The organism is Nocardia sp. NPDC051570 (assembly GCF_044454005.1).
Classification (GTDB): domain Bacteria; phylum Actinomycetota; class Actinomycetes; order Mycobacteriales; family Mycobacteriaceae; genus Nocardia.
Genome location: NZ_JBITDI010000002.1, coordinates 618535 through 634453, shown reverse-complemented (window position 1 = coordinate 634453; position 15919 = coordinate 618535). Strand labels below are relative to the sequence as shown.

Below are 15919 nucleotides of genomic sequence, written 5' to 3'. Positions count from 1 at the left end.
ACACACCTCGATCAGTGAGTGACTCCGACGCCGGTCTCGGTGGCGAGGCGGTCGAAGAACGCGATCCACAGCTGCCACATCTGGTCCGCCGCGCGCAGGACGGCGTCCTCCTGTTCCGGGCTCATCCCGGTCAGCAGCGCGTGATTGGCCTCCTCGACGTGATCGGGCTCCTGCTGCACGTGGATGGCGACCCAGGCGTTGTCGGTGACGCCGGTGGTGCGTTCGACGGCCCGGCCGATGCTCGACACCATGAGCAGATCGGTGTTCTCGGTGGCGAAGATGAAGCCGAGCGCGCTCTCCGGTCCCTCCGAGGCCCGGCGATATCCCTCGACCAATGCCGCGGTCTCCGGATACGGCGCGGTCCCGGTGACCCGCTCGCCGTCGAATCCGCACTTACGCATGGAATCGACGTAGATCACCTCGTGGGCCTTGGCCACCACGCCGCCGCCCGCCTCCTGATTCAGGATTCGGGTGATCGCGCTCTTGGCGGCGATATCGGGCAGCACGCCCACGCAGCGGGCGAGGAAGGTCGGGAAGTAATGCAGTGGGTGCCACCACTGTTCGATGAGGATGGCGGCCTGTTCCTTGGTGAGTTCGGCGCCCTCGACGCCCGCGAAGAACGGATGTTCGCGGAACGCCCGGTACACCGGGCTGGCATCGAGACGGTCGCCGACCGAAAGCCTCGTGGTCATACTCGTTACTCCTTGTCGGATCGATCGAGGGTGAAGTACCGCAACAGGTCCAGGGTGTGGGGCAGGACATCGGGGTCCGCGCAGGCGCGAGCGAGCGTGGCCATCGTGTCCCAGGCGAAGTTCTCGCCCCCGTCCCAACGGAAATGCGTTTTGATGACGAGGCTGAAGATCTCCCCGAAGTTATCCATCGTGAGCAGGTCGGCCAAGCGCAACAGTTCCGCGCGACGCGAACCCGGCAGCGGCGGCCGTACCACCCGCGACCGCGCCGGAATGCGGTCGTCGGTCTCGGTCTGCGCCACGGTGATCAGCGGCTTGTCGTCGGTGCGATCGACGAAGTCGAGGATCAGGTGGATACGCGGCGCGCGGGTCATCGCGACCACCGAATGGATCTGTGCCGCATCGAAATACCAGACCTCGCCCGCACCCATGCGGTACACGACATTGCCCTCGCTGAAGAAGGCGTTCTCGTGCGTGACGAGCGGAATATGCAATCGGTGCGCTTGGCGGGTCTGCTCGGGCACATCGTCGAGCTCGAGATAGTCGCGGTGCGGGATGATCACGCTGTCGGTGACCACGACCAACCGGACGAACTGCAGCCGATCCAGATCGGCCAGATCCGTGATGAACTCCTGCAGATACGGCAGCTGGGTGCCGTATTCGGTGAACCTCGGCCGCTGATCGTAGGTGTATTCGGTCACCAGGCCGGTGCCGACGTCACCGCCCGCGGCCCACAGGATCGCGTTCTTCCACGGGCCGCCGATGAGGTAGTTGCTGTAGGCCTCGGAGTAGCGGAACGATTCGGCCTGCGCGAGATCCTTCGCCAGCCGGGCCTCGTCGAGCGGAATGTCGCCCACGTATCGGGTTTTCATCGAATCACGCCACCCTTTCCACGGGGGTGAACGGGTCGCCCCACGCGTTGCGCCGCACCATCCGGTTGAGCCCGTAGCGGTCCTCGCCGGCCACCTGGACGCAGCCGTGCCGGTCGAGTTCGAAATGGTGACCGAACTCGTCGAAGCCGGTCATTCCGCCGTAGACCCGAACATGGTTGGGCACCACGCGAATCGCGAAACCCATGCGCTGGCGGCGGCTGATGTTGGGGGTGGATCCGTGGATGCAGCGCGCGGTGAAGATGAAGAACTGACCGGGACGCATCTCCAGATAGCGGACGTTCTCCTGCTCCGGATCCCAGTTCTTATCGATCTTGATATCGTCGTAGTTGTAGCCGAAGAACGAGTTGTCCCGCGCGGCGTTGTTCCATTTCATCGGCGCGTGCTCGTCGTAGCGCCACTGCCGGTGGCTCCCGGGAATCACCTTCATACAGGCGTTGTCCTTGGCCGCCTCGGTGAAGGCCACCCAGCAGGTCAGCTCCATCGGCAGGTCGGGGGAATGTTCGGTCGCCTCCAACATGCCCTGGCTGGTCTCGCCGATCGCATAGGTTTCGACCTGATGCCAGCCGGTCCCGGCGTCGCCCGGATTCTTCGGGAAGAATTCGGTGCGCCAGCACAGGATGTCCGAGCCGATGAGCGCCTGCATCCGCCGGACGATCTCCGGCTCGGTGATGAGTTTACTCAGGCCCGGGATGTCCAGGTGCCGGTCGTAGTTCACCGGATTGTCGAATACCTTCCGGGCGCCCGCTTGTGGATCGAGCAGCGCCTTGCGCTGCGTTTTCCACCACGCGGTCATCTCCTCCGGTTCCCAGAGGGTGAACGGCCCGATATAGCCCTGTTCGGCGAATGTCTTCGCGTCGTTGTCGAGATCCACGCTATCCACGCTTCGTACTCCCTTCCGCACCAACGCGTTCCAACGCGGCGTCCAGCCGCGCGGCCGCCTCGGCGACGTGTTCTCCTCTGATGAACGTCCAGTGGTCGCCGGGGATCGGCACGACCGTCAGGCCCCCGGTGCACAGCCCGCGCATGGCCGCGGTCGTGGCCGCGCGGCGGTGCGGATCGGCTCCCGCGGCGTCGAACAAATGGACCGGCTCCGAATACGGCCGGGGCTCATAGCGCATCGCCGCGTTCATGCACGCGCGCGCGGTGTCGAGGACCGTGCGCAGATATCCGGTCGACGCCCCGGCCGTGAGGGGTGTGCCCATCAGCTGCAGCCAGGTCCGATCCGAGGTCAGCTCGACCAGATCGGCGTCGGTGGTGGCCGGATCGTCCAGCCGCGCCGCCACGGTGTCGAGCAGATCGAGGAACGGGGTGCGCGCCATCGGCAGACCCGTGATCGGATCGATGACCGGATTGGCGTCGAACAGGCCCAGGAAGGCCACCTCGGCCTCCGCGGCGCGCAACTGCTGGGCGATCTCGTAGGCCAGCACGCCGCCGAAGGACCAACCGGCCAGCCAGTACGGCCCGTCCGGTTCGACCGTGCGCAGCTGCTCGACATGGGTGCGCGCGATATCGGTCAGCGTGGCGCCGAACTTCGGCGGATCGCCGGTCCAGCCGATGCCGAGCAGCCGCATCGGTGCGGTGCTGGCATGCGTCAGCTCTCGATAGGCGAGCAGCTCGCCGCCGAGCGGATGCGCGAAGTAGATACTGCGGCCGGAGTTTCCGGGCCGGAGCGTGATGATCCGCGAGGATCGATGCCGCGATCGGGGCGCGGCGGTGGCGCCGAGCGCGGCGGCCAGCTCGTCGACCGTGCCGTACTCCAGCAGCATCGACAACTCGACCGGCCGGTCCAGAACCTGTCCGAGTTCGGTGACCACCCAGGTGGCCAGTAGCGAATCGCCGCCGACGTCGAAGAAGTCGTCGTCTCCGGCGAATTCGTCGTGGCCGAGTACCCGGGCCCAGATATCGGTGACGACATCGGTGAGCGAGGGCGCGTCCGCGGACGCGGTATTCGCCTGTGCGACCGGCAGTTCCACCGCGGCCAGGGCTCGCCGATCGATCTTGCCCGTCGCGGTCCGTGGCAGCGCCGCCACCCGGACGTAGCGTGCGGGAATCAGGTAGGCGGGCAACAGGTCTCGCAGATGGTCGGTGATCTCGCGGTGTGCGAGCGGGCCGTCGGTCTGCAGATATCCGACGAGGACCGATACGTCGTCGGCGACCGTGCGCAGGTCGACCGCGGCCGCATCGATGCGGGGATGACGCAACAGGGCCTGTTCCACCTCGCCCGGTTCGACCCGGAAGCCGCGCACCTTGAGCTGATCGTCGGCGCGGCCGACGAATTCGTACCCTCCGTCGCCGGATATCCGGACCAGATCCCCGGTGCGGTACACGCGTTCGCCCGAGCCGAAGGGGCTGGCGACGAAGCGTTCGGCGGTGCGGACCGGATCGCGCGGATATCCCTGCGCCACACCGGTTCCGCCCACATACAACTCGCCGACGCCACCGTCGGGGAGGGTGCGCAACCGCTCGTCGAGCACCCGGGCCGACACCCCGGCCACCGGCAGCCCGATACCCGGCAGCTGCGGCCAGGCCGCCGGATCCGGCGGCAGGGTCAGGCTGGTGACCAGGTGCGCCTCGGTCGGCCCGTAGTGATTGTCCAGTCGGCATTCGGGCAGGGCCGCGAACAGGTCGCGGATGGCCGGGGTGACGATCAGCCGCTCTCCGGCGGTCACCACATGCCGCAGCGAATCCGGGGCCACGCCGCGGCGACCGGCCTCGACGGCCAGCAGCTGCAGCGCCACATACGGCAGGAACAGTCGTTGAATCCGGTGGCGCACAATCGAATCCAGCAGTGCGGCGGGATCGCGGCGCACCTGGTCGGAGGCGATGACCAGGCAGCCGCCCCCGGCGAGGGTCGACAGCACCTCCTGGAATGTCACATCGAAGGAGGTCGCGGTGAACTGCAGTGTCCGCAGCCCCGGCGCGCCGCTGTCGAGTTGCCAGCCGATCAGCCGGGACAGTCCGCGATGGGTCATCCCGACGCCCTTGGGGACGCCGGTGGAGCCGGAGGTGTGCATCACGTACGCGAGGGCGTCGGCTGGTATCGGCGCCGGATCGAAAGCCTGTGCGGGACCGTCCGGATCGATCACGGTGATGCCCGCGGGCAATCGCCGCGCACCGGTTCGATCGGCCACCGCCAGTGCGCAGCCGAGGTGTCGCAGGATCGCGGCGGTGCGCGCCTCGGGGGCGGTGCTGTCCAGCGGGCAATACGCGCCGCCGGTCGCGAGCACCGCCAGCAGGGCGATCACCGTATCGGCCGATCGGTCCAGCAGCACCGCCACCGGGCGCTGCGGCCGCGCTCCGGCCGCGCGCAGCCGGTGCGCCAGGGCGTCGACCCGGGCGATCAGCGCGGAGTAGGTCAGCGATTCGCCGGAGTCCACCACTGCTTCCCGGTCGGGGTCGATCCGGGCCCGCGCACGGATCAGGTCGACCGGGAACAGCGTCTCGGATTCATCGGGCGCCGAGTGTGTCACGGTTTCCATGCATCGCCTTCCGCCCAGGGAGCCGCTACCGCGGCATCTGCCAATTGCGCTCTCTGACATTAAATTCCGGCAAGCCGGGCGGAGCAGTCACGTGAACAGGCGACGGAACTCGTCGAGACCCATTCCCACCCTGTCCATCAAATGCGGGACAAGAATTTCCGACCCGGAGAACGGAGTCTGGAAGGACCGCTTTGTCCGCTGAAGAATCAGACCGATTCGGACCATTGGAGCGCTCATGAATCCGGACTCCACCGTCGCGACGGCATCGGAATGCGTTGGCCCCCTCGAGATCCCGACCGACCTTCCCGACCGGCTGCACAGGTTGGCGGCGGCCGCGGGTACCGACGATTTCGCCGCGCTGTCGATCGGTGCGACGGTATTGGCGCATCGGCTGTCCCGATCCGGCCCACCGCGCCGGATCCGGGTGATCCACGGTCGTCGCGAAGCCGTCACGCCGATCCCGGTCGATCCGGACGACGGCTTCCGCGCCGCGCTGCGCGGGGCCGGTGAGCTACGGGTCGCCGCGGAGGAGACCGAACACCGCGTGGACCTCACCCTCGTGCTCTCCCAGGACGGCACGCGCCTGTACGCGGAGAGCATGATCAACTCCGCCGACGCGCCCTCCGCGCTGTGCTGGGCCCGGTCGTTCGTGGAGCTGCTCACGAGCCTGGCTCAGGACCCCGACGCGCCGATGACCACTCGCCCGCTGATGGATTCGGCCGAGCGCGAGCGAATCCTGCACCGCCTGAACCGGTATCGCCGCCCGCGGATCGACCATCGCACGGTCGCCGAGCCGTTCGAGGAGCAGGCGCGGCGCACCCCCGACGTCGTCGCGCTGGTGGACGCCTCCGGTGTCGAGGTGAGCTATCGGGAGTTGAACGAGAGGGCGAATCGGCTGGCGCATTTCCTGATTCGCCACGGTGCGGGCCCGGGCACCCGGATCGGGTTCTGCCTGCGGCGCGGTATCGAACAGGTCGTGGCGATCTATGCGATGGTGAAAACCGGTGCGGCGTATGTACCGCTCGATACCGAACTGCCCCCCGCCCGCCTGGCCTACATCCTCGGTGACGCGGCGCCGACGCAGGTCCTGGTCGATACTGCCTGCCGGGACCGGATTCCGGACGGGCCGTGGCAGGTCATCGACATCGACTCCGAGCGTGACCACGAGGGCTGTCCCGCCACCGATCCGGTCGTCGCCGCCGATCCGCGGGGGCTGCTGCATATCCTCTACACCTCCGGCACCACCGGCCGCCCCAAGGGCGTCGTGTATCCCACCGAGGGCGCGCTGGCCAATCTGGCCTGGATGCAGGGCAAGTACCCGTTCGGGCCCGAGGACTGCGCGCTGTTCAAGACCTCGGCGGGATTCGACGTGTCGATCTGGGAGATCTTCTGGCCGCTGTATCACGGTGCGTGCCTGGTGATCTGCGGTGAGGGCGAACATCGGGATCCGCGTCGGCTGGCCCGGCTGGTCGAGAGCCATCCGGTGTCCAACATCTTCCTGCCGCCGACGATGATGAGCCCGTTCCTGGAGAAGATCTCCGCCGAGCGGGTCCGGCTGCGCTGGGCCCTGTGCGGCGGTGAGCCGGTGACCCCGCGCATCCGCGACACCTTCTACGCCACGCTGCCGCACACCACGCTGTTGAACTGCTACGGACCCACCGAGGCCAACAGCGTGACCGATATGCCGCTGCCGGACGAGCCGGGAACCCCTGTCCCGCTGGGCCGCCCGGCCGCCAACTTCCGGTTCACGATCCTGGACGAGAGTCTCGAGCCGGTGCCGGTGGGGATGCCCGGCGAGGCGTATATCGGCGGGGAGATCGGTATCGCGCAGGCGTATTGGCGCGCGCCGGGCCGGACCGCGGAGCGGTTCGTCGCCGATCCGTACGGGCCGCCCGGATCCCGCCTGTATCGCACCGGTGATCTGTGCCGATATCGGCCCGACGGGGTGCTCGAACATCTCGGCCGGATCGATCGGCAGATCAAGATCAGGGGACTGCGCATCGAACCCGGCGAGGTCGAGTCGGTGCTCGCCGGCCATCCCGCGGTTGCCGATTGCGCGGTGATCGCGCACGGCACGCCGATGCGGCTGCTGGCCTTCGTCGTTCCCGCCGGTGGCCCGGTCGACGAGCTCGACGTGGTCGCGATCGGCGAGTACGCGGCGACGATGCTGGCCGACCATATGCGGCCCGAGCAGATCGTGCCGGTGCCGAGGATCTCCGCGAATGTCAACGGCAAGATCGACAATCGCGCACTGCTCGAGCTCTGGCAGGCCCGGATCGACCGCGACCGCGGGATCGTGCCGCCCGCGGACGAGCTGGAGGCGGCCATGGTCGAGATCTACCGCAAGGTGCTGAAGGCCGAATCGGTGAGCGTCCTGGACACCTTCACCCGCCTGGGCGGTAACTCGATGATGGCCTTCGAACTGCTGAGCGAATGCCAGCGCAGGCTGCATGCCCAGCCGGACACCACCCAGTTACTCGCGGGCAGCGTCCGCGATGTCGCGGCCGCGATCCGCCGCGGCCAGTCGATGAACGACCGGAAATCCACCGAGGCCCTCCGGGCCCAATAGCGACCCAGCGGTCTGCGCAACCGGACAGCACATACACGCCACCGTTTCATGATCACCGGTTACAGACTTTTCATACGCTGACTTATCCGTACCGGGTAGAATGAAAACGGTTCGCGTCTGATCCCTTGTGGAATTCATGACCGTATCTGCTGCAACATACGCCCGCTGGAAAGGAGAGAGCATGTCGGTGCTCGATTCCGAATCGTTCGACATCGCGGCGATCGCCCTGTAGTCAATTCCGTCGTCGCCACAACCGGGTATTCGAACAGGGGTGCCGGCCCCCGCTCGGATGATTGCCTCAGTTGACATCCAATATGCTCGAAAACCGTTGTGTGAGACGGTGTTCCGCAGATCGGAAGGCGAGTGCGGGCAGGTGGTGTGGCGATGGCTACATCGGCGTCGGCCCGGCACAACTCGAGCGTTGGTGTAGAGATGAGTGTTTGCGCAGATCTCAGTATTTCTGTTTTAGGTCATTTCATGGCGCACCGGGGTGTTCGTCGACTGGATATGGGACCGCCGCGGCAGCGGGCCGTTCTCGCATTGTTGACCATTCATTCCGGTGCCGTTGTATCCACGGAAAGGATTACCGAGGAGATCTGGGGAGGGCGACCGCCGGGACGATCCACGGCCACGCTGCAGACATATGTCTCCCGATTGCGCCGACTGCTGACCGATGCGCTCCCGCGCGATGGCGACAATCCGGTGGAACATCGCGCACCCGGATATCTGCTCACCATCGATCGGGATCATATCGATGCGCACCGATTCGAGATCGCGGTGGCGACCGGATTGCAATCCCTGCGCGACGGCCGATTCGCGACGGCTCGACAGCGACTGGTGGGCGCCCTCGAATTGTGGCAGGGCACCCCCTATGCGGAGTTGTCGGATTATCGGTTCGCCGCCGATGAGGCCGCCCGGCTCGAACATGTCCACCTCGCCGCGGTGACCGGACATGCCGAGGCGGCGCTGGCGCTCGGACATCACGAGGCGATCATCGCCGGGCTCGCCGCCGGGCTGCGCCGCCATCCGCTGCACGAGCCGATGGTGTGGCAGTTGATGCTCGCCCTGTACCGATCGGGACGACAGGTCGACGCCCTGCACATCTACGAACGCACGCGCCGCCGGCTGGCCGAGGAGCTCGGCATCGACCCGGGCGACGAACTGCGCAGTCTGCACGGGGCGATCCTGCGCCACGATCCGGCATTACAGGAGTTCGGCGCACCCGACGAGCCGATCACGATACGTCGCGGCGAGGACACCCGACCTCGGTCCAGCCCGCCGAATCCGGAGGCATTCGCCGGACGCGATGAGGAGTTGCACCGCCTCGAGCGTGCGGCGACCGTCGCGCTGCACGGCTGCGGGCGAACGATCGTGGTCGCCGGTGAGCCCGGAATCGGTAAGACCCGGCTGCTGTCGGAGCTGGACCGCAGCCTCGGCGACCGGGGCGTGGATGTGGTGTGGGGCAGCTGTGTTCAGGCCGACGGCGCACCCACGCACTGGGTCTGGGACGAGGTGCTGCGGCGACTGGCGGTGATTCGCCCCGAGGCATTCCGGCGCGCCGTCGCGGATTCCGCGCCGCTGCTGCCCGATTACCTGTCCCGATGGGAATCGGGCACGACCAGCCCCCGGGAACGTTTCCGCGTGCACGACGCGGTGTGCCGGGTCCTGCTCGAACTGGCGTCGCAGCGTCCGCTGACGATCATTCTCGACGATCTGCACTGGGCCGATCCGCGTTCGCTCGAACTGCTGCAGCTGCTGGCGGGGCGAGTACGCGATGCCCCGCTGCTCGTCGTGGTGTCCGCGCGCGACACCGAACCCGATTTCACGCCGAGGGTGCGCGAGACCCTGGGGTCGGTGCTGCGCGAATTCTCCTCGGACGGACTGCGATTGCTCGGTATCAGCCCCGCCGCCGTCGGCACGCTGGCCGGGGCGATCACCGGGCGCGAGATGGCCGAACCGGTGCTGGCGGCCCTGTACGCCCGGACGAACGGCAATCCGTTCTTCCTCACCCAGTTGTTCGCCGCGCTGGAACGGCATTCGCCGGGCGATCATGCGCGGCCCGAGGAACTGCTGCTCGACGATGTCCCGTTCGGTTTGCGAGAGGTGTTGCACCGCCAGCTGTCCCGGCTCGACGCGGGCACCCTGGAACTGCTGGGCTGCTGCACGGTGATCGGCGCCGATATCCCGGTATCGGTGCTCGCCCGCGTCTACGGCGCCGACCGTCCCGCACATCGTCATGTGGAGATGGCCATGCGCGCCAACCTGCTCGAGGTCGACCCCGAACGGATCGGCGTCCTGCGCTTCACCAACACCCTCGTCCTCGACGTGCTGTACGGGGAACTGATGCCGCACGAGCGCGCGCTCCTGCACGCGCGCGCCGCGGAAGCCCTGGCCGCACACCATATTTCCGGCGACGAGCAGGTGGAACAGATCGCCTACCACTCCTGGCGTGCCGCCGGGGCCCTCAATCCCGTGCTGGTGTTGAACAGACTGGTCGCGGCGGCCGACAGTGCGGAGGACCGCCGTGCCCACGACCGCGCCGAGACCTGGCTGCGCCGTGCGCTGGAGGTGACGCGGTCGCTACCGTCGGATCCAGCGATCACCGAATCCGAACGCGCACTGCGGATTCGGCTCGCGCGGTTGTCGAGGGCCGCCGACGAGCCGGCGCCGGAGACCACCGCTGCCGCGGTCGCCGAACGACCGCGGCAGACCGGCGGGCGGATGGCCGCGGTGCTCGCCGCGGTGGGCGGCGCCCACGGCCGCGGCCTGGTTCGCCATGTGCAGGGCGATATCACCGGCGCGCTGGCGGAATTCACCGCCGCGATCCGCTACGCCGATCGGCTGGTTCGGCCGGATCGGGTAGGCGCGCTGCGCCGCGCCTACGGCCAGATCTGCCGGTGGCTGCTGGCCGATCGGACCACGGCGATCGATCGGTACCGATCACTCACTCACGAGCGCATAGGCCCGGATGGGGAAGGTCCCCATCCCGGCGACCGCGATCGGGGCCCCGTGAAATCGGAAATCCCGATCCGGCAGTAGGTCCAGTCCGGTCAGATGTTCGATGATCGGGATGCCGGCCGCCAGCAATCCGGTATGCGCGGGCCTGGACAGGTCGGCCATGTCATCGATGTTCACCGAGTCGATGCCGACGACCGCGGGCCCCAGCGCGGCAAGCCATTCGGTGGCCTCGGCGGTGAGATACGGATGATCGGGATCGGCGTATCGCGCCGTGCCCCAATGCCGATCCCAGCCGGTGTGTACCAGCACCGCCCGGCCCGCGATCCGATCCCGGAAGCGGGTCAACTCCGCGACGCCGACCTCGCGACGTCCGGCCCGGATCACGATCCCGTCCAGATCCACCAAGCGCGACAACGGAATCGCGGCGAGGTCGGCGCCGCCGTCGAAGCGGTGGAAGGGCGCGTCCAGATAGGTGCCGGTATTGGCGACCATCGTGATGCGCCCGATCTGGAACTCCGTGCCCGGGGCGTATCGGCCGCGAGAATCGTCCCGCGACAGATGATCGGCGATCGCCGGGCCCGGCAGCCCGGGATAGGTCGTCATACCGTCCTCGACGACGTGGCTGAGGTCGAAGACCTTGGTATCAGCGACCATTGCGCCCGCTTCGCACGGCATCGGTGATCGTCGCCTGGGTCAGCCAGGGCCCGTAGGAATACGCGCCCATCGAGCGATCGAAGCTGTCGCGGAACCGCGAATAGTAGAGCCCGTTGTCCGAGCGCAGCCGCAGGACCTGCGCCGTGCCGCGCCGCAGTCGCAGCCGCACCGTGCCCGTCAACGGCTGATCCAATTCCACCAGGCAGTGCGACAGGCTCTGCGCCAGATGGCCGTACCAGCCGCCGTGCACCACGAGATTCGTCCATTCCTGGCCCAGCGTCGCCCGGATCGCGTGTTCGCGCATGCCGTACACCGCATTGGCCAGTGCGCGGTGCGCGGTCGTGATCACCGCGGCCGCGGGCGCCTCCCGGATCTCGTGATTCTTCACGCCGAAGGGGATGTCCTCCAATCCGGAGAAGCGTCCGATGCCGTGCTGGCCGCCGAGTTCGTTCAGCAGCGCCACCAGATCGTTGAGCGACACCGGCTGCCCGTCCAGTTCCGAGGGCAGGCCGTGGGCGAAGGTGAGCTCGATTTCCGTTCCGCCGGGCGGACATTCGTCGATATCGCGGGTCCAGGTGAAGACGGTCTCGTCGAGGATGTTCTCCGGATTCTCGAGGGAGCCCGATTCGATGACGCGCGCCCACGGATTCGCGTCGACGCTGTAGACCCCGGTATCGAAGGAGATCCCGGCCTCGCGCAGCACCGCCACCTTGGTATCGCGCGAGACCTGCGAGCCGAGAAATGGCGCCGCGATGGCGATTTCGTGGTCCAGCGCGGCAATCGACGCGCTGAGCCGCAGCGAACTGTTCTGGGTGTAGGTGGCCGTATGGGCCACGGCGTCGCAACCGAGTTGGCGGGCGGCATCGACGGCGACCTTGGCCATGAGCGGGCGGGTGAGCGTCGAGCCCACCGGGAACTGGCCCTGATAGTAGGCGTCGGCATGGATTGCCGCGGGCAGGAATTCGGTGAAGAACTCCTGCGAGGCGTCCACGGTGTGCAGGCTCACCCCGAATCGGCTGGCGCGCCACTTCGCCACATCGGAATCCACCTCGCCCGCATCGCCGATGCGGACCTGCAGCGCGGTCACCTCGATATTCCTGCGGGCGAGCCACTGCAGCAGATAGCTGCCGTCCACGCCCCCCGAGTACAGCAGTAGGACATGCCGCGGCGCGGAGCTTTCCAACTCGTCCAGCGAACTGATGAAAGCAGACATCGATACTCCCGCTTCGTTGTTCATTTGCCGAGATCCCTGTCCACCGTCGGATGTGCCATGGTCACTCCACCAATGTCCGGCCCGTCAGGCGCAGAAACACATCCTCGAGTGTGGATCTGCGAATCACCACACGCGAGGGCGACAATCCGCGGCGATGGATCTCGTTCACCGCGCTGTCCCCGTGTGTCACATAGAGAATGATGCGGTCGGGGAGCACGTCGAATTGCTCGCTGACCCCGCTGAGCAGGGCGGCGGTCTCGTCGGTGGGATTATCGGCGAACCAGAGCTCGACGACCTCCTGGCCGGCGTTCTCCTCGATCAGCATCTGCGGGGTGCCCTCGGCGACGATACGGCCGCGGTCCATGATGACGATCCGATCGCAGAGCCGCTCGGCCTCCTCCATGTAATGGGTGGTCACCATGAGCGTCGTCTGCTTCTGCTTGAGTTCGAGCAGACGCTCCCAGACCACATGGCGCATCTGCGGATCCAGGCCGGTCGTCGGCTCGTCCAGGAACACCATGCGCGGGGAGTTCACCAGGGCGCGGGCGATCGCGAGCCGCCGCTGCATACCGCCGGACAGTTCCGCGGCCTTGGTCGCGGCCTTCTCCTCCAGTTGTGCGAATCCCAGCATCTCGCGGGCGCGCAGGCGGGACTCCGATCGGGAGAGGCCGAAGTACCGGGCATAGGTGGTCAGATTCTCGATCACCTTCAGATCCATATCGAGATTGTTCTCCTGGTGCACGATGCCCAGGCCGCCGCGAATTCTGGACGCCTCGCGGCGCGGATCCATGCCCAGGACGCTCAGAGATCCGCTCGTGGGCTGCGATATACAGCTCAGCATGCGCATCGTGGAGGATTTGCCGGCGCCGTTCGGTCCGAGGAGTCCGAAACACTCACCCGTATACACATCGATATCGACCGCGTCCACGGCGGTCAATTCCGCGAAGCGTTTCGTCAATTCGCGGCTGTGCACGGCCATACCGTCGAGTGGTGGTCCATACTTCGTGTCCAAATCAGCGACCTCCCTCATCGGTTATGCGGAATCGTCTTCATGAAGTCCGGGCATCGTCAGGTTAGTCGCCCGGCCGTTCGCCCGGATAGCGGCTGTAGCGGAGAGTTCGAACGAATGGCCATGCCCGAACGGCCAGTTTTCCGGTATCGGACCACCTGGCACACTTGGGCAGCATGTCGGATTCGGTCGATCTCATTGTTCCCAACAACGCGGAATTCAATCTCCGCAATTTCCCGGCCCGATTGCCGCCCGAGGCCGAGCGGAGTTTCATCGTCAATGGGGATATGCTGGCCGATCAGGCCGTGTTCTGGAGCGTCGCGCCCCGGATCCTGATCCTGCCCGCCGGATTCGATACGGACTGGTTCGCCGATGTCCACACCGCACTCGGCGTGCCGCAACCGCCGGTCATCGATCCACAACGCCGCACGGGGCGGCTGATCTCGGATCTGCTGGCCGATGCCTCGGCGATGACGCGGCTGCGCGCCCTGATCGGTGAACGGCGCACGCGGATCCTGTGTTTCGGCGTCACCCCGGGCGTGTACCAGCTGTTGGCGACGGTCCAGGGCTGGGGCGTCGACGCCGAACTCGACGGCCCGGCCAAATCCGACTACTGGTCGAGTGTGTACCTGGACAACAAGCTGAGCTGCCTGGATCTGGCGGGCGGGGTGCCCGGCTTCCGGGTGCCGGGCGGGATCACGGTGACGACGCCGGAGGAACTCGAGGGCGCGCTGCGCGTCGTGCTTGCCCAGAGTCCCCGCGCGATCGTGAAGAGTATGCACGGCATCAGCGGCGACGGATCGATCGTCGTGCCTCGCGACGATCCGGATACCTTCTGGGCCAACCTCTTCCACGACCACTTCCTGCGCACCTTCCCGGTCTTCGTGCAGCGCTACATCGAGCACGCCGAGGGCGTCGGCTGCCCCGCCGTCGATATCTGGATCACCGAGGCCGGAGTCGAGCCGCCGGTACTGAGCGTCATGACCGTCGAGGTGAAGCGGTATCTCTCGGTCGCCGTCGGCGAGGCCTGCGTGCCGGAGGATCTGCGGGATCGGTTGCGGGCGTTGGGCTATGCGATCGGCGCGGCCGCCCACGCGCTCGGCTATCGAGGCTGGCTGTGCGCGGACTGCCTCGTCGATCGCGATCGGGAGCTCTACGTCACCGAGATCAACGCCCGGCGCAGTGGCGCCATGCATCCCATCGCGCTGCTGGCGCAGTGGGGCGACTCGCGCGCGGGCTCGGTGGCCCACTCCCACGACAGCATTCCGGTGCGGGCCGCGGGTGGGTATCGCGACCGGATCCGCCCACTGTTCGAACGGCTGTGGGCACAGGGCATCCGGGCGGTGCCCACCGCCGTCCGCGGGTTGAGCCGCCCGGCGCCGATCCTCGCCGCGACCGCGGTGGCCGATACCCCGGCGGCGGCCCGCGCGATCATCGCCGATCTCGAGGCGCGGGTCGGTGAGGAGCAGTTGATCCGGTAGGGCACGCCGCGAACCGCCGGGGAGGGAGTGGACATTGCGCGCCGAATTTCGTAGAACGGCAGGGTGACCGAGACTGTGTCGACGTTCTACACCTCCCAGAGTCGTTTCACCGATCCGCGGGCGATGTCGCGATGGTTCGACGGCGTCCGCCCCGATCTACCCGCAATCCATGCGGCGGTCGCCGGGCTGGTGTTCCACTATGCGGCCCACGGCGATATCACCAGCCACGGTTTCGCCGCCGACCGCATTCGCGAGATCGACTCGCGCTACGCCGATGTCCTGCTCGAGCGGCTGCACGAATTGAATCCGGGGCCGCTGGACGGTGCGCGCGAGCAGACCGACCGCGTGGTGGGCTGCTGTCGCGACGCCACCCTGCTGTTCGTCGCGCTGGCCCGCCACCACGGCATCCCGGCGCGAGCGCGGATCGGATTCGCGATGTATCTGACGCAGGGCTGGGCGCTGGACCATGTGGTCGCCGAGGTCTGGGATCGGGCCGAATCACGCTGGCGCCTGGTCGATGCGGAGTTCGCCGAGCACGATGAGATCGATGTGCTGGACGTGCCGAGGGATATGTTCCTGACCGGACCGCAGGCCTGGGAACAGTGCCGTGCCGGGGTGCTGGATCCGGACCGATTCGTGGTGTCCCCGAACCGGCCGGAGCCGTTCCTGCGCAGCTGGCCGCAGCTGACCCACAACCTGGTGCAGGACCTCGCCGCGCTGAACAAGCACGAGATGATCCTGTGGGACGTCTGGGGCCTGCTCGACGACGAGACCGTCGACACCCAGGAGCTCGCCCCGAAACTCGATGCGCTGGCGGAACTTCTGCAATCGGCGGATCTCGCGCTGGATCAGATCGAGGGGGTATTCGCCGATGCGGCACTGCGGGTGCCGGAGACGGTGACGACCATCTCCCCGGCCGCCCTCGAACCGATTCGAATCACCTTGCGGGCCAGCTGATCCGGGTACGCGGCGGG

11 protein-coding genes are annotated in these 15919 nt (G+C 67.3%); 4 read left to right on the top strand and 7 right to left on the bottom strand.

Translation table 11 applies throughout. The annotated features are described in order from the left end of the window. Positions 1-11: 11 nt before the first annotated feature. From ACIA76_RS06590 to ACIA76_RS06575, 4 genes are read right to left on the bottom strand one after another with little or no spacing between them, the layout of a single operon-like run. On the bottom strand, positions 12-692 hold the full coding sequence (locus tag ACIA76_RS06590; RefSeq protein WP_397149206.1) for a TenA family transcriptional regulator: 681 nt from the start codon (positions 690-692) through the stop codon (positions 12-14). Between the two features lie 5 nt (positions 693-697). Continuing rightward, on the bottom strand, positions 698-1561 hold the full coding sequence (locus ACIA76_RS06585; RefSeq protein WP_397149204.1) for an aspartyl/asparaginyl beta-hydroxylase domain-containing protein: 864 nt from the start codon (positions 1559-1561) through the stop codon (positions 698-700). A gap of 4 nt (positions 1562-1565) precedes the next feature. Then, positions 1566-2462 carry a chlorinating enzyme gene (locus ACIA76_RS06580; protein ID WP_397149202.1) on the bottom strand — a complete coding sequence of 299 codons (897 nt, stop codon included), beginning with the start codon at positions 2460-2462 and terminating at the stop codon, positions 1566-1568. Beyond that, positions 2455-5061, bottom strand: a complete 2607-nt coding sequence (locus ACIA76_RS06575) for an amino acid adenylation domain-containing protein (protein WP_397149200.1) — start codon at positions 5059-5061, stop codon at positions 2455-2457. Before ACIA76_RS06575 ends, ACIA76_RS06580 begins: the two co-directional genes overlap by 8 nt. Before the next feature lie 235 nt (positions 5062-5296). On the opposite strand from ACIA76_RS06575, the gene ACIA76_RS06570 reads away from it, so the two are divergent. Next, positions 5297-7630, top strand: coding sequence for an amino acid adenylation domain-containing protein (locus ACIA76_RS06570; RefSeq protein WP_397149198.1), 2334 nt, complete (start codon positions 5297-5299; stop codon positions 7628-7630). Positions 7631-8107: 477 nt separating this feature from the next. After that, entirely contained in the window at positions 8108-10669 is a 2562-nt protein-coding gene (locus tag ACIA76_RS06565; protein ID WP_397149196.1) for a BTAD domain-containing putative transcriptional regulator, read from the top strand. Here the strand turns inward: ACIA76_RS06565 and ACIA76_RS06560 are convergent. From ACIA76_RS06560 to ACIA76_RS06550, 3 genes are all read right to left on the bottom strand, one after another. Then, entirely contained in the window at positions 10571-11242 is a 672-nt protein-coding gene (locus ACIA76_RS06560; protein ID WP_397149193.1) for a cyclase family protein, read from the bottom strand. The genes ACIA76_RS06565 and ACIA76_RS06560 overlap by 99 nt on opposite strands. Next, positions 11232-12455, bottom strand: a complete 1224-nt coding sequence (locus ACIA76_RS06555; RefSeq protein WP_397149191.1) for an argininosuccinate synthase domain-containing protein — start codon at positions 12453-12455, stop codon at positions 11232-11234. Before ACIA76_RS06555 ends, ACIA76_RS06560 begins: the two co-directional genes overlap by 11 nt. A gap of 61 nt (positions 12456-12516) precedes the next feature. Beyond that, the gene (locus tag ACIA76_RS06550; RefSeq protein WP_397149189.1) at positions 12517-13467 is read right to left on the bottom strand and encodes an ABC transporter ATP-binding protein; all 951 of its coding nucleotides are present in this window, start codon (positions 13465-13467) and stop codon (positions 12517-12519) included. A 173-nt stretch (positions 13468-13640) separates the two neighbouring features. Between ACIA76_RS06550 and ACIA76_RS06545 the strand changes: the two genes are divergently transcribed. Beyond that, positions 13641-14945, top strand: coding sequence for a hypothetical protein (locus ACIA76_RS06545; RefSeq protein WP_397149187.1), 1305 nt, complete (start codon positions 13641-13643; stop codon positions 14943-14945). A gap of 63 nt (positions 14946-15008) precedes the next feature. Continuing rightward, positions 15009-15902 (top strand): transglutaminase-like domain-containing protein, encoded by an 894-nt coding sequence (locus tag ACIA76_RS06540; protein WP_397149185.1) that lies wholly within the window; start codon positions 15009-15011, stop codon positions 15900-15902. Positions 15903-15919: the final 17 nt, after the last annotated feature.